Here is a 21369-nt window from a genome sequence, read left to right as displayed (position 1 = left end):
CCTGTACAGGGGGTGTCCTTGCGGACACTCCCTGCCTCTTCTACGAAACGACTGCCCTCGTGAACTGCCTTCGCAACCAACCGGAATTTGCGGCATGAAAGACCTGCTGATCGGCATCGACGCGGGAACGTCGGTGATCAAATCGATCGCTTTCGACCTGTCCGGGCGGCAGCTCGCCATGACGTCGGTGCCCAACAGCTTCGTCACGCTGGAAGGCGGCGGCGCCGAGCAGGACCTCGACCAGACCTGGCGCGACATGACGCAGACCGTTCGCGATCTCGCGGCCAAGGTTCCCGACCTCGCGCGACGAACCGCGGCGGTGGCCACCACCGGGCAGGGCGACGGAACCTGGCTGATCGATGGCGACGGCTTGCCTGTCTCGCGCGCCTGGCTGTGGCTCGATGCCCGCGCCGGACATCTGGTGGACGAGATGCGCGCCGACCCCCGGGATCGCAGGCGGTTCGAGCTGACCGGCACGGGGCTGAATTCCTGCCAGCAAGGCGCCCAGCTTGCCTTCATGAAAAAGAACCATCCCGACATGCTGGAGCGCGCGGCGACGGCACTGCATTGCAAGGATTGGCTCTACTTCAAGATGACGGACGAACGCGCCACGGATCCCTCCGAGGGTACCTTCACCTTCGGCGATTTTCGGTCGCGCACCTATTCCGACGAAGCCCTCGACATCCTGGATCTGACGACGCATCGCCGCCTGTTGCCTCCCATGCTCGAAGGTACCACCGACCATCATCCGCTGTCGCGATCAGCGGCGGCAGAGACCGGCCTGCTCGAGGGCACGCCGGTGGTGCTGGGTTACGTCGACATGGTCATGACAGCGCTCGGAGCCGGCCTCTATGATCCCTCGGGCAATGTCGGCTGCACCGTCATCGGCTCGACCGGCATACACACACGCTTCGCAGCCACTCCCTACGATGTCGTGCTGAACGACGATGGCTCCGGCTACACGATCGCCATGCCTATTCCGGGCGCCTTTGCACAATTGCAATCCAACATGGCGGCGACGCTCAACATAGACTGGGTGCTTGGCCTTGCGCGCGACGTGCTCGCCACGGCTGGCAGCAAGCCTTCTCATGACGAGTTGCTGAAGGCCCTCGACGCTTGGGTGGAAGCATCGGAGCCTGGTTCGTTGATCTACCAACCCTACATATCGCTGGCCGGTGAAAGAGGACCGTTCGTCGACCCCGATGCACGCGCTGGCTTCATCGGCCTTTCGGTCAAGCATGGCTTTGGCGATCTGGCGCGCGGCGTCCTCGAAGGGTTGGCCTTCGCGGCGCGTGATTGCTACCAGGCGATGGGCGCGGTGCCGAGCGAGATTCGCCTGTCGGGCGGCGCCGCGCGCAGCCCGTCGCTGCGCCGCATCATCGCGGCGGCGACCCGGGCGCAGGTGCGCACGAGCAGTCGCCAGGAAGCCGGCGCGGCGGGTGCCGCGATGATGGCCGCCGTCGGCCTCGGCGTCTATGGCTCGATGGAAGACTGCGCGGCCGAGTGGGTGACACCGCTTCTCGGCGACTGCGATGCCTATGACGAGGCGCTTTCGCAAACCTACGATGCGCTCTTCCCTTCCTTCGTTGCAGCGCGTCAGGCGCTTCGGCCGGTGTGGAAGGGCATGGCGCACCGCACAGGAGCAAGATCTTGAGCAATACAACAGATGTCGTCGATCTCTTCGTGATCGGCGGCGGCGTCAATGGGGCCGGCATAGCGCGTGACGCGGCAGGTCGCGGACTGTCCGTCATCCTGTGCGAAAAGGACGACCTCGCGCAAGGCACCAGTTCGCGCTCCGGCAAGCTGGTGCACGGCGGCCTGCGCTACCTCGAATATTATGAATTCCGGCTGGTTCGCGAAGCGCTGATCGAACGCGAGGTGCTGCTCGAGGCGGCGCCGCATATCATCTGGCCGATGCGCTTCGTTCTTCCGCACAGCCCGCAAGACAGGCCGGCATGGCTGGTCCGGCTCGGACTGTTTCTCTACGATCACCTTGGTGGCCGCAAACGCTTGCCGGGGACAAGAACACTGAACCTCAGGACTGCGCCGGAAGGGGCGCCGATCAAGGACGAATTCAGGCGCGGTTTCGAATATTCCGACTGCTGGGTCGACGATGCGCGCCTGGTGCTGCTCAACGCCCTGGACGCCAGGCAGCGCGGTGCCAGAGTGCTCACGCGCACCGCCTGTGTCGCGGCCCGCCGCGAAAGCGGACTGTGGTCGATCGACATGCAGGATGGTCGCACGGGTGCGGTGACGAAGGTCCGGGCGCGGGCGCTGGTCAACGCGGCAGGCCCCTGGGTCAACGACATTGTCAGCCGCGTCGCCGGGCAGAATTCGACGCGCAATGTTCGGCTTGTAAAGGGTAGCCATATCGTCGTGCCCAAATTCTGGGAGGGGCGGCAGGCCTATCTCATCCAGAACAACGACAAGCGGGTGATCTTCGTCAACCCGTACGAGAACGATCTGGCGCTGATTGGCACGACCGACATTCCCTATGAAGGCAGGCCCGAGGAAGTGGTCGCCGAGGCCAGCGAAGTCGACTACCTGATCAAGGTGGTCAATCGCTATTTCAAGCGGCAGCTGACGCCACAGGACGTGGTCTACAGCTTCTCGGGCGTGCGTCCGCTCTATGACGACAATGCCGACAATCCAAGCGCGGTTACGCGCGACTATATTTTCGAACTCGATGCCTCCAATGGCAACGCGCCGCTGCTTTCGGTGTTCGGCGGCAAGATCACCACCTTCCGCAAGCTGTCGGAACACGCGCTGGAAAAGATCCAGCCGTTCTTTCCGGCGATGAAGAAAGCCTGGACCGCCAAAATTCCCTTGCCGGGAGGCGACCTGCCCAATGCGGACTTCGAGCAGTTCCTGAGCGATCTGCATTCCGAGTTTTCATGGCTCAGCCCGTCGCTGGTGAAGCACTACGCTCGAAGCTACGGCACCCGTGCCAGGCAATTGCTCGCCGGCGCACAGCGCGAGGCGGATCTCGGCCGCCGCTTCGGTGCCGACCTGTATGAGCGGGAGGCAAGGTTCCTGGCCGAGACCGAATGGGCCGGCACATCAGCCGATATTCTGGAACGCCGCACCAAACATGGCCTGCATCTCAATGCGGCCGAGCGGAAAGCATTCGAAGACTGGTTCGATAACATCATGGCGACGGCAGACTGATGGCCTTCACGCTTTCCCTCAACACCAATCCGCTGGTCAATCGCTTCGCCGATCCGGACGATTTGATCGACGCGATTGCCTATGGCATCGGTATCCGCGACGTGCAGCTGACGCATGAATTCGTCAATCCGGGCTGGCCGGCGGCGACGATTGCCAAATTTCTGCGCCGGTTCAACAGCGCCTTGGCGCGGACCGGTGTCAGGATCACCTCCGGCATGACCGGACCCTATGGCCGGCTCAACCATTTCGGCCATCCGGATGCCGATGTCCGGTGCTACTATGTCGACTGGTTCAAGACGTTTGCCGACATTTCCGCCGAACTTGGCGCGTCAGGCATGGGCACGCAGTTCGCCATCTTCACCCACAAGGACTTTGACGATCCGCAACGGCGGGCGGCACTGCTCGATATCGCGCTCGAATGCTGGCGCGAAGTGGCCGAACACGCCAGGGCGGCGGGCCTGACATACCTGTTCTGGGAGCCGATGTCGGTGGGCCGCGAGTTTGGCCACACAATCGAAAGCTGCGCCACGCTGCAGGGCGCCATCGATGCGGCGAAGCTGCCCATCCCGATGAAGATGATGGTGGATATCGACCATGGCGACGTCACCTCGCCCAACCCTGCTGATACCGATCCCTACGCTTGGGCGAAAGCGTTTCCATTGCAATCGCCCATCATTCACATCAAGCAGTCCTCCATGAACAAGGGCGGCCACTGGCCGTTCACATCAGCCTACAACAAGGACGGCCGCATAGTGCCGCAGAAGTTGCTGGACGCGGTTCGGCAAGGCGGCGGAACCGACAACGAAATTTGCCTTGAACTTTCCTTCAGGGAGAGGGAACCAGTCGACCATCAGGTTATCGAGATGATCCGCGAGTCGGTGGATTTCTGGGCGCCTTACGTCGACAGTGGCCGCGACAGTCTCAAGCCTCGGACCTGAGCGAATACGTCGCCCGAAAGCCGGCGCCGATGTCGGTCGCAAAAGTATCGAAGGAGAAAAAGAATGGCCCCATATTGGGTCGGTACGAGCTGGAAGATGAACAAGACGCTGTCGGAGGCGCTGCAGTTCGCCGATGCGCTGGCGGCCTTTGTGCCCGATTTCCATCCGGCGATACAGCCCTTCGTCATTCCGCCGTTCACCGCCGCGCGCCAGGTCAAGGCGGCGCTTGCCGACACCCGCGTAAAAGTCGGCGCCCAGAACATGCATTGGGCCGATGCCGGCGCCTGGACGGGCGAGATCTCGCCGGTGATGTTGAAAGACTGTGGGCTGGATGTGATCGAACTCGGCCACAGCGAGCGCCGCGAACACTTCGGCGAAACGGATGCGACCGTCGGGCTGAAGACGGCGGCCGCTGTCAGGCACGGTTTCGTGCCGCTGATCTGCGTCGGCGAGACGCTGGCTGAGCGTGAATCAGGCCGCGCCGAGGCGGTGTTGACGGCACAGGTTCTCGGCGCGCTGCAAGAGCTGAGCGGCGATCAGGTGAAGGCGGAAATCCTCTTTGCCTACGAGCCCGTCTGGGCAATCGGCGAGAAGGGCATTCCCGCAAGCGCCGACTATGCCAACAGGCAGCAGCAGCTGATCAAGAAGGTTGCCGCCGACCGGCTGCCGATTGCTCCGCCTGTGCTTTACGGTGGCAGCGTCAATCCCGGCAACGCGGCCGAACTGATCGGCCAGCCGCATATCGATGGCCTGTTCATCGGCCGCTCGGCGTGGCAAGCGGAAGGCTATATCGACATTCTGAAAAAGGCGTCGGCCGGCATCGCGCGCTGACTGCCAAAAGACCTAGCAAAGGAGTTCATCATCATGAAGATCGCACTCGGAGCCGACAGTGCCGGCAAGCCGCTGCTCGACGTCATCGCCAAGCATCTCGCCACCAAACCCGAACTGCAGGTCGTCGACCTCAGCCAGGCCGGATTCTACGCCGACATCGCAGCCGCGGTAGGCCACGAAATCCTGGACGGTAACTACGACCGGGCCATCCTGTTTTGCGGCACCGGCATCGGCGTCAGCATCTCCGCCAACAAGGTCCCGGGCATTCGCGCCGCGTTGACCCACGATACCTATTCCGCGGAGCGCGCCGCCAAGTCCAACAACGCCCAGATCATCACCATGGGCGCCCGCGTCATCGGTCCCGAACTGGCGAAATCGATCGCCGACGCATGGCTGGCCTCCGAGTTCGATCCGAACGGTCCCTCTGCCGCAAACGTGCAGGCCGTCGACAAGCTCGACGCCAAGCGCTGAAAGACGCCGGGAACCCGTTACTGAGTTAACTGGTCAAGGCGACCCGCATCGCCTCGATCACGGTCACGGCGGAGGCGGCGCCCGGGTCCATGTGGCCAAGCGAGCGTTCGCCCAGGCGCGATGCCCGGCCCTTGGTGGCGACCATCGACTTAGTCGCCTCTGCGCCGGCGTTTGCCGCTTGTGCAGCAGCTTCGAGACTGCCCGCCAGATCCTTGCCGGAGGTCAGCGCTTCGCCCGCTGCCTGCGCGGCCGGCGCCCATGCATCGATCATCGTCTTTTCGCCAGGCTCGGCCTTGCCGCGATCCTGAATGCCCTTGGCCATGGCCTGGAACAGGGCGACCACGTCCGAATCGTCGAGCGTCGTCTTGCCCTTGATGGCTGCCGCGCCGCGCATGAACGCGGTCGCATAGAGCGGACCGGAGGAGGCGCCAACCGCATTCAGGAACGATTTTGCGGCGGTGTTCAGCAAGCTGGCCGGGTCGGTGGCCCCGGTGTCCAGTGCGGCGACTGCATCGCGTGCAGCGGAAAATCCAAGCTCCATCGCGATGCCGTGGTCGGCGTCGCCGATAACCCCGTCAAGCGCGCACAGTCGGTCCCTGTCGGCGGACATGGCGGTTGCGATCGCCGCGAACATCGCGACAAGGTGGGCGGTGTCGATTGCCGTCATATCTTAGTCCTTGCCACAGAAGTGGGTTTAGCCGGCGCGAAACATGGCGCAGTCGCAGGGATGGTCCAGCATCGTCTGCAACTCGCCGTCGAGTTGGTGCAGCGTGATCGATGCACCAGCCATTTCGAGCGAGGTGCAATAATTGCCGACCCAGGTCGCATGAATGGACACACCGATGTCGTCGAGCCGCTGTTTTACCCGCCGGTTCATGATGTAAAGCTCCATCAGTGGCGTCGAGCCCAGCGAGTTGACGAGCACCGCGATCTTGTCGCCGCGCGTCGGCGTCATCTCGCTGAGGATCCTATCCAGCATCTCGTCGGTGATCTCGTCGGCTGTCTTCAGCTTTTCGCGCGCGATGCCGGGTTCGCCATGGATACCCATGCCGATCTCCATCTCGTCCGGCCCGATCTCGAAATTCGGCCGGCGGGTCTGCGGCAGCGAACAGGGCGACAGCGCCACGCCCATGGTGAAAGTGTGGTCGTTGGCCTTCCCGGCGATGCGCTCGCATTCGTCGAAAGACAGCATCCGGTCGCAGGCCGCACCGGCCGCCTTGAAGATGAAGAAATTGCCGGCGACGCCGCGCCTCTTGTGCCGCTGGTCGCGCGGTGCCGAGGCGACGTCGTCGGTGCTCAGCACCGTGCGCACCTCGATGTCGTCCATGGCGGCCATCTCGGCCGCCATGTCGAAATTCATCACGTCGCCGGCATAGTTGCCGTACATGAACAGCACACCGGCGCCGCCGCTGACTGCCTTGGCGCATTCGAGGATCGGATCCGGCGGCGGCGAGGCAAAGACATTGCCGATGGCCGCCGCATCGGCCAATCCCTTGCCGACGAAGCCGAGAAAGCTCGGCTCATGGCCCGAGCCGCCGCCAATGACGAGGCCCACCTTGCCCTGGCGCGGTCCATCGCGGGCGATGATGGAGCGTGGGCTACCCTCCACGCTTTTGAGATGGCGGGGATGCGCTGCCAGGATGCCTTCCAGCATCTCGTCGACGGCACGGTTCCCGTCGTTGATGATCTTCTTGGTCTGCACCCGGCATCCTCCCGATTTCGGCATTTTCGCAGATAATACCGGGTGTTACCGGGATTTCCACCCGGCAAGATGTATTTCGTATGTCGAAGTGCTTCGCGCAGCGGCACATGAATCCAGCTGCTGGCCCTTTCAGTCGCTTAGGCCGTCGCGGATGGCTGAGAAATAGCGATCGGTTCCGACCTGGCCGCCCTTGAGCGCGACCTCCAGTCCGTCGATCGCCTTAACGCGCGAATGGGCAACGCAAAGCGGCGAGCCCGGCGAAGCGGGCAACGGCATGCGAATTGTCAGGGCATCGACGCCCATCTCGCCGAGTGCATGGCTCGACGTGTCGCCACCGGCAATGACCACGCGCCGCAGGCTCTGTTCGATCGTCAGCGCTCGAAGGATTTCTCCAAGGCCGCGGCCAAGCCTGTGACGGGCGCCTTCCTGCCGGTCGATTTCGGCGCCCCGGTCGGCGGCGGGGCCAAGCGCTGTGTAGAGGATGACGCTGCGCCCGGCTTGCAGACTGGCACGGCCGCTTGCCGTTGCGCGCGTGATCGCCTGCTGCGAAGCCTCCGAAACCAGTTCGACCGGATCGACCTCGATGCCGTCGAAACCGTCGGTCAGGGCATGCCGGATCTGCCGTTCCGTGGTCGGCGAGCAACTGCCCGACACGACGGCTATCCGCTCGGCTGCGCCCGGTGGCGTGAAGCCATGTCCGGCGCTGACGATGCCATTCGACGCCCATTCGGCCAGCAACGCATACTCGACTCCGGATGAGCCGACGACAAAGGAACCGCCTGGCTTGCGAACGCGCCAGATCTCCTTGCCGGCCAGAGCCTGCGTTTCCAGATTGTCGACATCGACAAGCACGATGGGGGTGCCGTTTCCGGTCAGCCGATCGAACGCCACCGACCGCGACGCGGACTGCAGCGTCGCAAGGTCGACCAGCCCCGAGCTCAGCGCCGTCTGCCGCGACAGATGGATCAGCAGATCGGACTCATCCATCGGCGTCGTCGGGTGGCGGCTCATCACAGGGTGACGATCGATGCGGAAATATTGGTCGCGATAGGCGGCGAACAGGTGGCCGAAGGCGGTGTAGCGCTTGAGCTGCGGCGCGCCGACCAGCAGCGGCACGCTATCCTGCGCGAACACCGAGCGGCCGACCTCGATGGCTCGGCCGATGCTGCCGATCGTCGGGCTGGAATCGAAGGTCGAGCAGACCTTGTAGTGGCAGATCTCGGCGTTGAGCGTCTTCAGCCAGGCGAAGGCATCGCGCAGATGCGTGTCCATCCACTGCGGCGTCTCACTGCGGCTGGTGCCGGCAAGTCCGATCGCCCGGCAATGGTCAAACCGGGACAGCAGGGCCGCGTCGGGTTGGCGCATGAACAGCACGGTCGGCACACCGCCGAGCTCAAGCGCCTCCATGACGTCGGTCGAGCCGGTCAGGTCGTCGCCATAATAGCTGAGAAGCAGGTCCTGCATGGCTTCAGGCTGCCTTGCCGTCGCCGAATTTTTCGATCGACCGCGCCAGTTCGGGATGGTTCAGGGCGAAGTCCGCCAGCGGAATGCCGTCGACCGCCGCTTGCCAGGCTTGCTGCACGGCACGCACGCCGGCGCCCGGTCCGTCCGGATGGCTGACGATGCCGCCGCCGCAGAGATAGAGAAGATCGACGGTCCGGCCGGTCCGCGCATATGTCTCGGGCGCCTGACCGCCCCACTGGCCGGAGCCGGCGACCGGCAAGGCGCAGTCCTCAGGCGAAAAGATCGGCGACGTCACCGCCTTGAAGGATTCGACGAAAGAGTCATCCGGTTCCCAGTATTTCGAGGCGATGCCGTTGATCTGGAACTGATCGACGCCGAGCAGCCGCCAGAACTGCTGCCAGACCTTGAAGTCCATGCCAAGGCCCGGGTGACGGGTGAGGATGTCCCAGCCGTTGCGGTGAGCATGCAGCACCAGACTGGAGCGCTTCCTCAGGAACGCCATGCCACCGAAGCCGATCGAATTGATGTTGATAACAGCGCAATTGCCGCCAGCCTCCACCACCAGATCGTGGTTGCGCATCAACTCGTCCGGATCGGCGTGCGAGATGCCGAAGGCATACATCACCTTCTTGCCGGTCTTCTGCTCGTGATCGAGGATGAGCGGCATGATCGCCTTCACCCGCTCGGCCAGCGGCGAATAGGCCGGGCTCATCAGCTTCTCATCGTCCTTGATGAAATCGACGCCGGCGGCGATCAATTCCGCCACCATTGCCGCCGTCTCATGTGGCCTCAAGCCCAGCGCCGGCTTGACGATCGTGCCGATGATCGGGCGGTCCGTCACACCAGTCAGCCGGCGGCTGCCGGCGATCCCGAACTGCGGGCCGGGATGCGCGCCGCGAAAATCCTCCGGCAGCTTCATGTCGACGACTCGAATGCCGGTGAGGCCCTTGATCGAATAGGTGCCGCCGATGGCGATCGTCATCAGCGCCGAAAGGTCGGTGCCGATGGCATCGAACGGAAAGGCGATGTCGACATCGGCGCGCCTGAACGGCCCCTTGCCGTCATCGGGAAGCGACGGCCGCTCGGCATCGGGCAGAGGCCGGATCGCCAGCACACGCGCCGCCACCCGGGCCTTCAGCTCCTCGGTCTCGCCGGGCAGCGCGACGAAGGTGCCGGTGGACTGATCGCTGGCGATCTTGGCCGCCAGCGCTTCGATGCTTCCAGGCGTTTCGATGCGGTAGGTGAGGGTGATCATGGTCCGCTGTCTCAGGCCGAGGCGTTCGAAAAAGGTTCACTGGTGTTTCAAATCTGGTATAATGAGTACATAAGTATTGCAAGTCATATCCGGCAGCGGGATCGACAGACGGCAATTCCGGGAATTGTAGCGGCAGTGTTAGATAGGGCCGGGTCAAGGGAGTGATTCGCGACGATGAACCGTTCGGAACCGATTGTCCGGCGCAAGCTTTCCGATGAGGTCTTCTTGCGGCTGAAACGCCTGATCACCAGCGGCGAGCTGATGCCGGGCGACGATATGCCGTCGGAGCGCGAACTGATGGAGCGCTTCGAGGTCGGCAGGCCGGCGATTCGCGAGGCGATGCAGGCGCTGAGCAATATGGGCCTGGTGGCGATCTCGCATGGCGAACGCGCCAAGGTGCTGCAACTCACCGCCAAGTCGATCATCAAGCAGGTCGATGGTGCCGCCAAGATCATCCTGTCGTCGTCGAAGGACACGCTTGAGCACCTGAAGACCGCGCGCATCTTCTTCGAGCGTGGCATGGTCAGGGAAGCCGCCGAAAAGGCCACCGCCGAGGATGTGCAGCGGCTGCGGGCGACCGTCGCCGAACAGCGCGGCTTTCGCGGCGATTCCGAAGCCTTCATATCCGCCGACATGAAATTCCACACCCAGATCGCCGCGATCTCCGGTAACCCGATCTATGTTGCCGTCAGCGAGGCGATGCTCGGCTGGCTGAAGGAATACCACACCGAAATGCTGATCTGGACCGGCAAGGAAAAGTTCACGCTGACCGAGCACGAAGAGATCATCGGCCGCATCGAGAACAAGGATGCCGACGGCGCCGAGAGGGCGATGATCAAGCATCTCGAACGCTCGCGCGCGCTCTATGTGATGAATTCCGAAAAGTAACGTCAGTCGATCCGAACGATCGCGTAAGGCGTCATCACGAGATGATCTCGGCCAAAAGCTGAAATGTCGACCGGCACGTCGTCCGCCGTCAGGTTCGCCAGCCACACGACAGTGTCGCCCGAGGCCGAGCGTCCAGCCAGCGCCAGCACCTTGGTCTCATCGCTCGTCCTTGCCGCCACATGCGCAAGGCCGGCCAGTTCGCAAAGCCCCTTGATGGCCTTGAAGAGCGGTCGGGGCGATCCTTCCGCGAGGGGTTCTCCGGATGACGCCAGCACGCCGAACGGTCCGGTGAAGCTGGAGAGCGTCAGCATCTCCAATCCGTCAAGCGCGACGCGCGCGGCATAGCCGATCGTCCATGCTGCCGCGAACAGACCGGCATGGCGAGGATCGCTGTCGGCCATGGCGATGCGCTGTCCCCCGGCATTGGGTTTGGTCGCTCCGCCATAGGGGTTCTGGCGCATGGCAATCGTCGATGGTCCGATCCGGTAGGGCCTTGCCCCGAAGATCGCCCGTGCCGATTGGGTGATGAAAGGCAGCGCCTCCAGCGATTGCATGATGCTGAGATCGTCGGCGGCGTGAACGATCGGGCAGGTGCAATGGGTGACGAAATCGAGCTGGTCTGCCGGAACGCGCTTGCGGTTGAGTTCGGTGAAATAGCTGAACATGCCGCCGCCGAGGCGGATGTCCGGAAAGGCGCGCCGCGCGGCCGCGTAAACGTCCTCCAGCGGCGGGCATTCCGGCCACGCGCTGCCCGGCGGCGTCGACTGCCGGTCGACCGAAGGCGAGACGGCAATGGCCGAGAGTTTCAGTCCGGCCCGGCGCACCAGGTCGGCGACACCTGACAGCTCGGCGTCAAGATCGCCAGCGCCGGCGACGACGCATTCCAGGGTCGTTTCGGCTGCGCAGGCAGTTGCGAGCCGGGCGAAAGCGCGCAACGCGTCGAGCCCATGGCCGCGCGTCGGATCGTAGTGAAAGAGCAGCTGTTGTGGGCCGAGCGTCGCCAGCGTGGAGAGGTTCGCCAGCGCCGTCTCGACATCCTCGGGATAGATGACCACGCCGATATCGGGCAGCCTCGGTCCGGTCTCGCCGAGTTCGACGCGGACCGCTTCGCTGGCCACGGCGGCAGCCGGCGCTTCGCCTTCATCAGTGATGCGCAGGCTGATCGTCTGGCGCAGGGGTTGGCCGGCAGGCAGCACATACGGCCATGGCAGCGCCAGTGGCCGCACATAGGTCTTGTAGGAGGCGTCCGACCAGTTGCGCTGGTCCTCCATTTCGAAAGTATCGCCTTCCATCCGGCATTCGGCGGTGACACCAGGCCGAACCTGATGGGTGATGGCGCGGATATCCTTGAAAGGCTGCCAGGGGTCGATCAATTCGGGAAGTTTAGTCGCGACGATGCTGCCGTCCGTATGCTCTACCGTGACCGGGCTGCCGGCGAGGTCGGCGATAGGATGCAGGATGCAGAAGCCGCAGCGGTTGGTTTCGAAATCGCTTTCGGGAAGGGCGCTGACCTCGAAGACCAGACGGCCATCGGCGGAGCCTTTGATGGTGGCGCGGAAGCCGAGCCGGGTTCCATCGGGGCCCAGGCAGCTTGCCGAATAGCTGACCGAAAAAGCGTCGGCAGCCTGGTCGATGATCAGGTCCGTCAAATTTGGCTCATAGGTCCCCCAGTCGCGGTCACGCACGATATAGGCGATGGCGCGCAGCACTTCGGTGCCGCCATGGCGGATGGTGCGCAGATTGCCGTTGACGAAGTCGGCGCTGAGCGCGCCCGCGCGCAGCCTGACCGGCTCGGCTTCGACCGTACGCGTCCCGTAGAGCAGGAAGGCGTCGTTGGTCATTTCAGCAAGGCCTCGAGTTGCACCGGTTGCCGGCTCGCGGCACCGGCGTAAGCCGCCTCGACCAGCGCGAACGTCTTGAGATTGTCCGCTCCCGAGGTCGCCGGTTCGATCCCCTTTGCCAGGCAGTCTACCCAGTGCTGCTGGATGGCGACAACGCTTTCCTGGATGTTGTGCCAGGGACGCGACGCCCATGGCAGCAGCGGCGGCGAGACGTCGGTGACGGCCGTGCCGCTCTTGCCGGTGACGGTCAGCCGGTATCCCTGCGCCAGCCGGATCGTGCCGTCGCTGCCGTCGATCTCGATCAGCGTCTCGGGAAACGGCTCCGTGGCGAGCTTCGTCGCGTAACTGCAGTCGACCACCGAGGTAGCACCGCTGTTGTGATCCATCAGCATCGTGGCGACGTCCTCGCCCGATATGCCGGGGTTGATGCGCACCGTCCGCGTCGTGATCGTGGACACATCGCCGAGCAGGAAGCGGGCGATGTCGAGGATGTGGATGCCGAGATCCTCGATGATGAAGCGCTTTCCCGTCGCCAGATAGGGCTGGCCGGAAAACACGTCATAGGCGGAGCGGAAGGAGATGCGACCGAAGAAGGGCATGCCGATCTCGCCGCTGTCGAGCACGGCGCGCACCGCCTGGATCGGCGACTGCCAGCGAAAATTCTCATGTACCATCAGCGGCACGCCGGCTTCCGCGCATGCCCTGACCATCGCCTTGGCGTCGGCGAGCGTCGGCGCGAACGGCTTTTGGCAGATCACCGGCACGCGGTGTTGTGCCGCCATTTCGACCAGCGGACGATGGCTGGGCGCGGTGGTGGCGATATCGACGAAGTCGAGGTTTTCGCCGGCAAAAAGTTCCGCCGCATCGGTATAGCGCTTCGCAATGCCGAATTGGTCGCCGACGATCTTGAGCCGTTCCGGGTCACGGTCGCAGATGGCGACGATCGAGGCGTCTGCTATGTCGCGCCAGGCATGCATCTGGTTGACGGCAAAGAAGCCGCAGCCGATCAGCGCTCCCCGCAGTTCCGCCATGCTCAGCCTGCCTTTGCCATCTGCATCAGCGTCACCCGACTTTGCAGCCGGCGCTGCGCCTGGTCGACGACGACGGCGACGATGATGACGAGGCCCTTGATCACCATTTGCCAGAACGAACTCACACCCATCATCACCAACCCGTCCGAAAGAATGCCGATGACGAAGGCGCCGACGATGGTGCCGCCGATCGTGCCGCGCCCGCCCGACATCGAGGTGCCGCCGAGCACCGCCGCCGCAATGGCGTTGAGCTCGAAACTTTCGCCTGTCGCCGGATGCGAGGCCATCAGCTCGGACGAGATGATCAGGCCGACGATCGCCGCGCAGAAACCGGAGAACATATAGACGAACATCTTCACCATGTTGACACGGACGCCTGAAATCCGCGACGCCCGTTCATTGCCGCCGACAGCGAAGATGTGGCGGCCAAGCGGCGTGTATTTGGCGAGATAGGCGGCTCCCAGCGCAACGACGATCAGGATCCAGATCGCCACCGGCAGGCCGAGCAGCCGGCCGGCACCGAGGAAGCCGAAACCGGTGGTGCCCAGTTCCGGCTTGCCGACGAGGTTGGGGAAAGTGCGGCCATCCGACGACAGCAGCGCCAGGCCACGCGCGACATAGAGCACGCCGAGCGTAGCGATGAACGGCGCGACGTTCAGCCGGGTGATCAGCAAGCCGTTGACGGCGCCGATCAATATGCCGACGGCAAGCGTGATCAGCGCGATCTCGAAGACGTTGAAATAGATGGTGTAGCCGATCTGCAGGTCGATGCCGTTGAGCACGAGATAACCGGCCACCATACCGCACAGGCCGACGATCGAGCCGACCGAAAGGTCGATGCCGCCGGTGATGATGACGAAGGTCATGCCCATCGCCAGGAACGCGTTCAGCGCCACGTGCTTCGACATCAGGATCAGATTGGCGGTCGACAGGAAATTCGGCGCCGCGATCGAGAAGAAGATCAGCACGGCGATCAGCGCGATGAACGTCCGAAGCTTCATCACGGTCAGCAGCACCGAGCCGCTGGAAGTGGAGGGAGCGGCCGCTTTGGCTGGGATGTCAGTCATGGGCGGTGCTCTCCGTGCGTGGGGCCGGTCCGTGGCCAAGCGCGGATGCAGCCACGAGTGCCGCCTCCGTCGCTTCGGCGCGATCGAACATGCCGGTCAGTTTTCCGTTGCTCATCACCGCGATGCGGTCGGACAGCGCCATCACCTCGTCGAGGTCTGAGGTCGCAAAAAGAATCCCCAATCCGTCGCGGGACAGTTTGCGCATGGTGCGGAAGACGTCGGCCTTGGCGCCGACATCGATGCCTCGGCTGGGTTCGTCCATCAGCAGCACCTTGGGTTCGGTGAGCAGCGCCTTGCCGATCACCACCTTCTGTTTGTTGCCGCCCGACAGCGAAGACACTTCCTGCGCCGGGTCGGCGACCTTGATCGCCAGTTCCCGCACTATCTGCGTCACCGCCTGCCTTTCGGCGGCGCCACGGATGTGGAAAAGGCGGGCAAAGCGTGACAGGCTGGCCAGCGTCAAATTGCTGGCGACCGAGAGGATCGACACCAGCCCTTCGCGCTGGCGATCCTCGGGGATCAATGCCAGGCCACGCCGGATGCGCCGCGTCGTATCGCGCTCCTTGACCTTTATGCCGCCAATGAAGATCTCGCCCGTCGAATGGCCGTGACGGCCCATGATGCAGTCGAACAGTTCGCTGCGCCCGGCGCCCATCAGGCCGTAAATGCCGAGGATTTCGCCGGCACGCAGCGACAGCGAGACATGGTCGACGGCAAGTCCGCCGGTGGCGCGCGGCAGGCAGATCTCCTCGGCACGAAAAATCTCCTCGCCTGGAAGATGGCCGTCCGCCTTGGCGAAGTCCTTGGCGTCGGAGCCTATCATCTGGCGAACGATCCACTGCGTGTCGACGTTCTTCATCTCTTCCTGGCCGGTGATGCGGCCGTCACGCAGCACGGTGATGTAGTCGCCGATGCGGATCAGCTCTTCGAGCCGGTGCGAGATATAAACGATCGCCACGCCGCGTGCCTTGAGGTCGGCGATCACCTTGAACAGGATCTCGACTTCCGCAGCGCTCAGCGCTGAGGTCGGCTCGTCCATGATCAGGATGCGCGCGTCGAGCGAGACCGCCTTGGCGATCTCGACCAGCTGCTGCTGACCGATGCGCAGATCCTCGACCAGCATATCGGGTCGGATGCCGGCTTGCAGGCGTTCCAGAAATTCCGCAGCGCGGTTTTCCTGTTGCTCGCGGTCGATCTTGCCGAAGCGGTTGGTGATCTCCCGGGTGGCGAAAATATTCTCGGCGACGCTCATGTTGCCGAACAGGTTCAGCTCCTGGAACACCATGCCGATGCCACGGTTCACCGCATCGCCGGATGACGAGAAGGAAACCTCTTCACCTTCCAGCAGGATGCGGCCGGCGGTCGGCCGTTCGACACCGGCGATGATCTTCATCAGCGTCGACTTGCCGGCGCCGTTTTCACCGACCAGCACGTTGACCGCGCCCTTGCGCACCTCGAAATTGGCGCGCTTGACCGCAACGGTGCCGGAATAGACTTTGGAGACGTCCTCGAGCTTCAGGATGATTTCGCGCTCAGCTGTCGCGCTCATGGCTTCGGCCCGAACTCTGCCTCCGCCGGCGTCACCAGCGGCAGGTCCTGGCCACTGCCCAGCGTGTAGGCGCCCAGCACCTTGGCGCTGCGGCCTTCCAGCGCTTCGCGCGGCAGCTTGGACAGCACCGTCTTGTCGGTGTAGCTGTTGAACGCCTTGCCGAACTGGGCGAAGTCGATCTGGTTGGTGAAGTCGTTGAACTGGATGAAGTCCAGGCTGTCGCGCAGCGCGGTGCCGCGCACCGCCGGTCCGATCTGCACCCGTGCATCGGCCTTGCCGTCGCCGTCGACATCGACGTCGACGGTTGCTGCCCGCGACTGCGTGTTGGCCGCGACGATCTTGCCTTCCAGGCGAACCGCGAAAGTCCAAGGCGAATTCGCCTGCTTGTTGGGATTGCCGTATTTGGCGCCGGCAGCCGACGGATCGGTTGTCGCCAAGGTGTGAACCTGCGCAAACGGTCCGGCTTTCTGCTGGAGATAGGGCACGACCTTTGGCGCCCATATCTCTTCGACCATCTTGTCTGGATTGAAGGCGGGAGCGTTGTCTCCGGCTTCCGATTTCGTAGGCAGGATCTTGCAGGCGGTCAGGCTGATGCCGACCATCACGGTAAGGATCGGCCAGTTCGGCTTGGTGTTCAGCATGGCGGCCTGTCGTTCAGCATCGTGGGCGACCCACGGAAAATGGCGGCGAGGGGCGAAAACCGATGTTCGCCCCTCGCTATTGAAATCACGCTGGCTCAGTTCGTCAGCGCGAAGGTCTCCAGCTTGGCGGCATTGTCGCCATTGATCAGAACGCAGTCCATCAACTGCTTTTCCTTGGCCGGCGACTTCTTGTTCTTGATGAAGTCGTTGGCCTGCTCGACCGCCATCTGCGCCTGCGCGAAGGCCGGTTGCAGCACGGTTGCCTTGATACCGCCGGCGGTGATGGAGTCGCGCACGTCGTTCGATCCGTCGAAGCCGACGACGATGACGTCCTTGCGGTTCGCCGCGGCAAGTGCCGCATAGGCGCCCATCGCCATCGTGTCGTTGCCGGAGATCACGCCCTTGATGTCGGGGTTGGCCTGCAGGATCGATTCCATCTTGGAATAGGCTTCCGTCTGGCTCCAGTTGGCCGACTGCTGGGCGACCATCTTCAGGTCCGGATAGTCGTCGATGACGTCATGATAACCCTTGGAGCGAATGCCGGCATTGGTGTCGGATTCCTTGCCGACCAGCTCGACGAAATTGCCCTTCTCGCCCATCAGCTTGACGAATTCCTGCGCGCCGAGCTGGGCGCCCTGGTAGTTGTTGGAGACGATCTGCGCCACGGCGACGCCGGTGGCGTTGATCTCGCGGTCGATCAGGAAGGACGGAATGCCTGCGTCCTTGGCCTTCTGCACGGCGGCGACGGTGGCGTCCGCGCCGGCATTGTCGAGGATGATCGCCTTGGCGCCGCGGCCGATCGCGGTGTCGATCAGCTCGGACTGCTTGTTGGCGTCGTCGTCATGGACCAGCACCAGCGCCTCGTAGCCGAGTTCCTTGGCCTTGGCTTCCGCGCCGACGGCTTCCGCCTTGAAGAACGGATTGTCGTGTGAGGGCGTGATGATGGCGATGAGATCCGCCGCGTAGGCGGGCACTGCCGTGCCAAGCGCCAGCATACCGGCGAAAGCCGCAAGCGTCATTCTCCGTGTGAGTTTCATGAAGTCCTCCCGTTTGAAAAATTGCCTTAGTCAACCAAGGCCTCTGTCGGCATGCGAATTCGTCAGGCGGCGCGGGCGGCGGATCGCTTTCGGGCTAAAGAGCCGTTTGCCGGCTTTCCCTCCACGGATCGTTGCTCCCCAGCCATCCCCCATTCGCCCAGGCTTCGAACTCCCTGCGAAACCCTGTCGATCCGAGCCATGAACAGCTAAGCCAACTGGTATGATGAGTCAACCACGAATTCAGGTGATATGTACCTGATGAGCGGTGAAAACTGAGCGTCGGCATTGGTACGCCGACGCATCAAGGCGCTGCGGCGAGCGCCTGTCCTCTCTCAGGTGATGCGCTGAATGCTGGCGGCGATCTCTTCCGGTTCGAACACGCGCTTCCAGTCGTCACGCATCAGCACCGGCTTGCCGAACTCGATCGCCTTGTTGCAGGCGTCCGAGAAAACGCCCTTGGTCTCGCCGAAAATGACGGCGCCGAGCACGTTCATATGGCCGAGCAGAAAGTCGAGTGCCGCCTGCTGGTCGACGCCGCGCGCAACGACCTCATCGACGGCTTCTTTCATGACCACCAGCAACGAGGCGCACACCGTCTCCGAAAGGCCAGGCTCGAGCAGCGCCATCTGTTCGACGCTGACGCGGTGCGAACGCATGACCGGCGCCCAGATGATTTTCGCAATCGCCTCGCCCTTGGCGTAATCCTCTTCCGGCCCCTGCATCAGGGCGCTGACCATATGTTGCTTGGCCTTGACGCCGCCGAAATAGTCCTTCTTGGCGGCCATGTCGGTCTCGTCATTGAAGATCGGCGGATGGCAGGGGTGGGTAACGAAATAGGTGAGGTCCGGCCGCTTCGGCAGATGGCCGGCGAAAGGTGCCGCCGCGTCGAGCACCACCACCATCGTGCCTGGCGCCAGCTTGCTCTCGATGCTGGTCGCCACCTTGCCGATATGCGTGTCGGGAACGGCCAGGATCACCACATCGGCGCCCTTGAGCGCCTCGTCGGCGCTGACCGTATCGAAACCCAGTCCGGTCTTCAGCCGTTCGCGACCGGCATCGCTGACCTCGACATGGCGTATCGTATAGGGCGATCCGCGGAAATTGGTCGACAGGCGGTAGCCCATTTTTCCGCCGGCACCGAACAGCGCAATCGTTGTCATCTGGTCACTACTCCTGATCTCAGCCGACGGTATTGCCCGTGGTCAACTTATCAACTGGTATAATCACGCTACCAGATTTTGGCAATCCATTAATGACCATGCGATACGTTCGCCGCGTCATCGGGTGCCGCCGGCAAGCTCCTGCACGAGAACCATCGGTGGCGCGCTCGGGATACGATCTCTATATCACCACAAGAAGCCCGCACTGGCCCTAAGTGCGCATGAGCGCTGCTCTGCCATCCCCAGAAATAGGAGGCATGTGATAGGGGGCGGAGGTCGGGCCGGGCGCTACTTCAAAAGGTCGACCAGCATGTCGAAAGCCGCATCGATATCGCCGCGAACCGCCGCCTGAACTGCCTGCTCGTCCCGGTCGCGCAGGGCCGCAAACATCTGTTGATGGTATGTGTTCGCGGTCGAGTAGGATCCATGCAGCATATTGAAATAGGGGCTGATCTGCAGCCATAGATCCTTGATGATCTTGAGCAGGGTTTCGGATCCCGCTGCTCGGTAGATTGCGAAGTGGAAGGTGTAATTCGCCCTGAGGTAGGCCTTTACGTCGTCTGCGCCATTCGCCCGTTCCAGCGAGTCCAGATCGCGCGCGAAAATCGCAAGATCCGCATCGCTGCGGTTCTGTGAGGCCCAGCCGGCGGCGATGGCCTCTATCTCAAAACGTACATTGCGCAAATCCGTGAGCCGCTCGCGGCTGAGCGCCGGAATACCGATGGAGCGTCCGGATACCACGGTCAGCGCGTTGGCTGCCGTCAGGCGCCGCAGCGCTTCCCTGACCGGCATCGGGCTGACGCCAAAGGCGTCGGCGAGGCTCTGAACCGTGACCATCTCGCCCGGTACGATGCTGCCGTCGAGGATCAGTTCGGTGACCTGATTGTAGACCCGGTCCTGCAGAGTTTCCTTGGACAGGGGAATGATCTCGACACCAGGCTTCCTGAACGCCGATCCTGCCATCTCCGGTCAACCTCCCGCCCAAGGGCGACACTATTGCTTGTGTCGGAATGCAAGGTTCGTGGTGCCACGTCAAGCGGCCGACATAGCCGGTTTTGATATAAACGATTTCATCATTGATATTTGATCAAATCATGTTACGGTCGCTGGCATCGAATGGCAAGGGTTACGTTTTGTGTCCTTGGGAGGCATTCGGTCGTTCTGTTTGGGAGGAGTTTCACATGGGTATCGGATTGAAAGTCCGGCGGCTCGCGCTGCTGGCTGGGATGGCTGCATGCGCCTTCGGCCTGTCCGCCGCGCAGGCCGCCGAGAAGCACAAGATCTTTCTCAGCATGAGCTACATCGGCAACGATTGGCAGGCGGAGGCGGCCAACATGGTCAAGGCCATGGCCGCCCACAAGAGCCTAGCCGACAAGGTAGACCTGCAGGTCCAGGTCGCTGGCCCCAACGCGCAACGCCAGATTCAGCAGATCAACGCAATGGTGCAAAGTGGCGCCGAGGCCATCGTCGTGTATCCGATCTCGCCGACCGCGCTCAACCAGGTCGTCAAGAATGCCTGCGACAAGGGCGTGAAGGTCTTTGCCTACGACGCCGAGATCACCGAGCCTTGTGCCTACAACGTCCACATCGACCAGCTGGAAGCCGGCAGGGTGACCGCCGAATGGCTGGTCAAGAAGCTCAACGGCAAGGGCAACATCATCGCCATCACGGGTGTCCCGGGAACATCCGTCGACGATCAGCGGACAAAAGCCGCCAAGGAAGTCTTCGCCAAATATCCTGATATCAAGATCGTCGGCGAGGCTGTCGGCATGTGGAGCCAGGCGGTCGCCCGCACCGAGCTCTCGAAAATCCTGGCCACCCGCAATTGGGACGACATCAACGGGCTGTGGATGCAGGTCGGCTGCTTCACCGCCAACTCGATGCAGCTCGAGGCCGGCAAGAAGACCAGCGAACTCCTGCCTTGCGCCGGCGAAGGTTCTAATGGCGGCCGCATCCAGATGCTGCCGGAGGGCACCGAAGTCGAAGGTGCGGCCGCGCCCTACGCGCCGGCCGGCGCACAACGCATTTCCTACGCCTCGCCGCCTTATTCGGGTGCGCTGGCGCTGAAGCTTGCCGTCGAGGCGATCGAAGGCAAGGACGTGCCTAAGACCACCATCCTGCCGCTGCCGGTCGTCACCAACGAGACGATCAAGCTGTGCGACGAAGGCACATGGGCGGAGATGAAGGCCGGCTGCAACGCCTTCAAGCCGTCGCTGGTCTCCAACCCGGGCTGGTTTGCCTCGATCTTCTCGGACCAGACACCCGAGGTCGGCCTCGCGGCTGCCCTCGTCGGACAACCGGAAGAATAAGCCTCCCAAGGCGATCT

19 protein-coding genes are annotated in these 21369 nt (G+C 63.1%); 7 read left to right on the top strand and 12 right to left on the bottom strand.

Going from position 1 to position 21369, the window contains the following annotated elements:
• The first annotated feature begins 94 nt into the window (after positions 1-94).
• The 5 genes from MESCI2_RS0108650 to MESCI2_RS0108625 all read left to right on the top strand — a co-directional run bounded on the left by MESCI2_RS0108650 (position 95) and on the right by MESCI2_RS0108625 (position 5408).
• Positions 95-1654 (top strand): FGGY-family carbohydrate kinase, encoded by a 1560-nt coding sequence (locus tag MESCI2_RS0108650; RefSeq protein WP_027036235.1) that lies wholly within the window; start codon positions 95-97, stop codon positions 1652-1654.
• Entirely contained in the window at positions 1651-3168 is a 1518-nt protein-coding gene (locus tag MESCI2_RS0108645; RefSeq protein ID WP_027036234.1) for a glycerol-3-phosphate dehydrogenase, read from the top strand. Before MESCI2_RS0108650 ends, MESCI2_RS0108645 begins: the two co-directional genes overlap by 4 nt.
• Complete coding sequence (locus MESCI2_RS0108640) at positions 3168-4106, top strand: sugar phosphate isomerase/epimerase family protein (protein WP_027036233.1); 939 nt, start codon at positions 3168-3170, stop codon at positions 4104-4106. Before MESCI2_RS0108645 ends, MESCI2_RS0108640 begins: the two co-directional genes overlap by 1 nt.
• Positions 4107-4169: 63 nt before the next feature.
• Positions 4170-4937, top strand: a complete 768-nt coding sequence (locus MESCI2_RS0108630; protein WP_027036232.1) for a triose-phosphate isomerase — start codon at positions 4170-4172, stop codon at positions 4935-4937.
• A gap of 33 nt (positions 4938-4970) precedes the next feature.
• Positions 4971-5408 carry an RpiB/LacA/LacB family sugar-phosphate isomerase gene (locus MESCI2_RS0108625; RefSeq protein ID WP_027036231.1) on the top strand — a complete coding sequence of 146 codons (438 nt, stop codon included), beginning with the start codon at positions 4971-4973 and terminating at the stop codon, positions 5406-5408.
• Between the two features lie 25 nt (positions 5409-5433).
• On the opposite strand, the gene dhaL is transcribed toward MESCI2_RS0108625, so the two are convergent.
• From dhaL to oiaX, 4 genes are all read right to left on the bottom strand, one after another.
• A complete protein-coding gene (gene dhaL / locus MESCI2_RS0108620) occupies positions 5434-6075 on the bottom strand; it encodes a dihydroxyacetone kinase subunit DhaL (RefSeq protein ID WP_027036230.1) in 642 nt (213 codons plus the stop codon).
• A 27-nt stretch (positions 6076-6102) separates the two neighbouring features.
• Entirely contained in the window at positions 6103-7110 is a 1008-nt protein-coding gene (locus tag MESCI2_RS0108615) for a dihydroxyacetone kinase subunit DhaK (protein ID WP_027036229.1), read from the bottom strand.
• Positions 7111-7239: 129 nt separating this feature from the next.
• Positions 7240-8574 carry a four-carbon acid sugar kinase family protein gene (locus MESCI2_RS0108610; protein ID WP_027036228.1) on the bottom strand — a complete coding sequence of 445 codons (1335 nt, stop codon included), beginning with the start codon at positions 8572-8574 and terminating at the stop codon, positions 7240-7242.
• Positions 8575-8578: 4 nt separating this feature from the next.
• The gene (oiaX, locus tag MESCI2_RS0108605) at positions 8579-9829 is read right to left on the bottom strand and encodes a 3-oxo-isoapionate-4-phosphate decarboxylase OiaX (RefSeq protein ID WP_027036227.1); all 1251 of its coding nucleotides are present in this window, start codon (positions 9827-9829) and stop codon (positions 8579-8581) included.
• A gap of 174 nt (positions 9830-10003) precedes the next feature.
• On the opposite strand from oiaX, the gene MESCI2_RS0108600 reads away from it, so the two are divergent.
• A complete protein-coding gene (locus MESCI2_RS0108600) occupies positions 10004-10717 on the top strand; it encodes a transcriptional regulator NanR (RefSeq protein WP_027036226.1) in 714 nt (237 codons plus the stop codon).
• Positions 10718-10719: 2 nt separating this feature from the next.
• Here MESCI2_RS0108600 and apnL read toward each other — a convergent pair whose 3' ends face one another.
• The 8 genes from apnL to MESCI2_RS0108560 all read right to left on the bottom strand — a co-directional run bounded on the left by apnL (position 10720) and on the right by MESCI2_RS0108560 (position 20006).
• Complete coding sequence (gene apnL, locus MESCI2_RS0108595) at positions 10720-12558, bottom strand: D-apionate lactonase (protein ID WP_027036225.1); 1839 nt, start codon at positions 12556-12558, stop codon at positions 10720-10722.
• Positions 12555-13589, bottom strand: coding sequence for a Gfo/Idh/MocA family protein (locus tag MESCI2_RS0108590; protein ID WP_027036224.1), 1035 nt, complete (start codon positions 13587-13589; stop codon positions 12555-12557). Before MESCI2_RS0108590 ends, apnL begins: the two co-directional genes overlap by 4 nt.
• Before the next feature lie 2 nt (positions 13590-13591).
• Positions 13592-14656, bottom strand: a complete 1065-nt coding sequence (locus MESCI2_RS0108585; RefSeq protein WP_027036223.1) for an ABC transporter permease — start codon at positions 14654-14656, stop codon at positions 13592-13594.
• Positions 14649-16205: a sugar ABC transporter ATP-binding protein gene (locus MESCI2_RS0108580; RefSeq protein WP_027036222.1), complete on the bottom strand. Its 1557-nt coding sequence runs from the start codon at positions 16203-16205 to the stop codon at positions 14649-14651. The genes MESCI2_RS0108585 and MESCI2_RS0108580 overlap by 8 nt, the downstream gene beginning before the upstream one ends.
• Positions 16202-16846 (bottom strand): DUF2291 family protein, encoded by a 645-nt coding sequence (locus tag MESCI2_RS0108575; RefSeq protein ID WP_027036221.1) that lies wholly within the window; start codon positions 16844-16846, stop codon positions 16202-16204. The genes MESCI2_RS0108580 and MESCI2_RS0108575 overlap by 4 nt, the downstream gene beginning before the upstream one ends.
• 95 nt (positions 16847-16941) lie before the next feature.
• Positions 16942-17883, bottom strand: coding sequence for a D-ribose ABC transporter substrate-binding protein (locus MESCI2_RS0108570; protein ID WP_027036220.1), 942 nt, complete (start codon positions 17881-17883; stop codon positions 16942-16944).
• Between the two features lie 332 nt (positions 17884-18215).
• Positions 18216-19043 (bottom strand): phosphogluconate dehydrogenase C-terminal domain-containing protein, encoded by an 828-nt coding sequence (locus MESCI2_RS0108565; protein WP_027036219.1) that lies wholly within the window; start codon positions 19041-19043, stop codon positions 18216-18218.
• A 288-nt stretch (positions 19044-19331) separates the two neighbouring features.
• Positions 19332-20006 (bottom strand): GntR family transcriptional regulator, encoded by a 675-nt coding sequence (locus MESCI2_RS0108560; protein WP_013533053.1) that lies wholly within the window; start codon positions 20004-20006, stop codon positions 19332-19334.
• A gap of 218 nt (positions 20007-20224) precedes the next feature.
• Here MESCI2_RS0108560 and MESCI2_RS0108555 point away from each other — a divergent pair, with 218 nt between their 5' ends.
• Positions 20225-21352 (top strand): sugar ABC transporter substrate-binding protein, encoded by a 1128-nt coding sequence (locus tag MESCI2_RS0108555; protein WP_027036218.1) that lies wholly within the window; start codon positions 20225-20227, stop codon positions 21350-21352.
• The last annotated feature ends 17 nt before the right edge of the window (positions 21353-21369 follow it).

It is taken from the genome of Mesorhizobium ciceri WSM4083 (genome assembly GCF_000519305.1).
Classification (GTDB): domain Bacteria; phylum Pseudomonadota; class Alphaproteobacteria; order Rhizobiales; family Rhizobiaceae; genus Mesorhizobium; species Mesorhizobium ciceri_B.
This window is presented reverse-complemented; position numbering and strand designations above follow the sequence as displayed.

What these genes read in the sequence shown, in the direction of transcription:
- MESCI2_RS0108565 (WP_027036219.1), bottom strand. Translation starts at nt 19,043, where the DNA reads ATGACAACGATTGCGCTGTTCGGTGCCGGCGGAAAAATGGGCTACCGC.
- oiaX (WP_027036227.1), bottom strand. Translation starts at nt 9,829, where the DNA reads ATGATCACCCTCACCTACCGCATCGAAACGCCTGGAAGCATCGAAGCG.
- MESCI2_RS0108640 (WP_027036233.1), top strand. Translation starts at nt 3,168, where the DNA reads ATGGCCTTCACGCTTTCCCTCAACACCAATCCGCTGGTCAATCGCTTC.
- MESCI2_RS0108570 (WP_027036220.1), bottom strand. Translation starts at nt 17,883, where the DNA reads ATGAAACTCACACGGAGAATGACGCTTGCGGCTTTCGCCGGTATGCTG.
- MESCI2_RS0108555 (WP_027036218.1), top strand. Translation starts at nt 20,225, where the DNA reads ATGGGTATCGGATTGAAAGTCCGGCGGCTCGCGCTGCTGGCTGGGATG.
- MESCI2_RS0108625 (WP_027036231.1), top strand. Translation starts at nt 4,971, where the DNA reads ATGAAGATCGCACTCGGAGCCGACAGTGCCGGCAAGCCGCTGCTCGAC.
- dhaL (WP_027036230.1), bottom strand. Translation starts at nt 6,075, where the DNA reads ATGACGGCAATCGACACCGCCCACCTTGTCGCGATGTTCGCGGCGATC.
- apnL (WP_027036225.1), bottom strand. Translation starts at nt 12,558, where the DNA reads ATGACCAACGACGCCTTCCTGCTCTACGGGACGCGTACGGTCGAAGCC.
- MESCI2_RS0108650 (WP_027036235.1), top strand. Translation starts at nt 95, where the DNA reads ATGAAAGACCTGCTGATCGGCATCGACGCGGGAACGTCGGTGATCAAA.
- MESCI2_RS0108580 (WP_027036222.1), bottom strand. Translation starts at nt 16,205, where the DNA reads ATGAGCGCGACAGCTGAGCGCGAAATCATCCTGAAGCTCGAGGACGTC.
- MESCI2_RS0108590 (WP_027036224.1), bottom strand. Translation starts at nt 13,589, where the DNA reads ATGGCGGAACTGCGGGGAGCGCTGATCGGCTGCGGCTTCTTTGCCGTC.
- MESCI2_RS0108630 (WP_027036232.1), top strand. Translation starts at nt 4,170, where the DNA reads ATGGCCCCATATTGGGTCGGTACGAGCTGGAAGATGAACAAGACGCTG.
- MESCI2_RS0108575 (WP_027036221.1), bottom strand. Translation starts at nt 16,846, where the DNA reads ATGCTGAACACCAAGCCGAACTGGCCGATCCTTACCGTGATGGTCGGC.
- MESCI2_RS0108600 (WP_027036226.1), top strand. Translation starts at nt 10,004, where the DNA reads ATGAACCGTTCGGAACCGATTGTCCGGCGCAAGCTTTCCGATGAGGTC.
- MESCI2_RS0108560 (WP_013533053.1), bottom strand. Translation starts at nt 20,006, where the DNA reads ATGGCAGGATCGGCGTTCAGGAAGCCTGGTGTCGAGATCATTCCCCTG.
- MESCI2_RS0108610 (WP_027036228.1), bottom strand. Translation starts at nt 8,574, where the DNA reads ATGCAGGACCTGCTTCTCAGCTATTATGGCGACGACCTGACCGGCTCG.
- MESCI2_RS0108585 (WP_027036223.1), bottom strand. Translation starts at nt 14,656, where the DNA reads ATGACTGACATCCCAGCCAAAGCGGCCGCTCCCTCCACTTCCAGCGGC.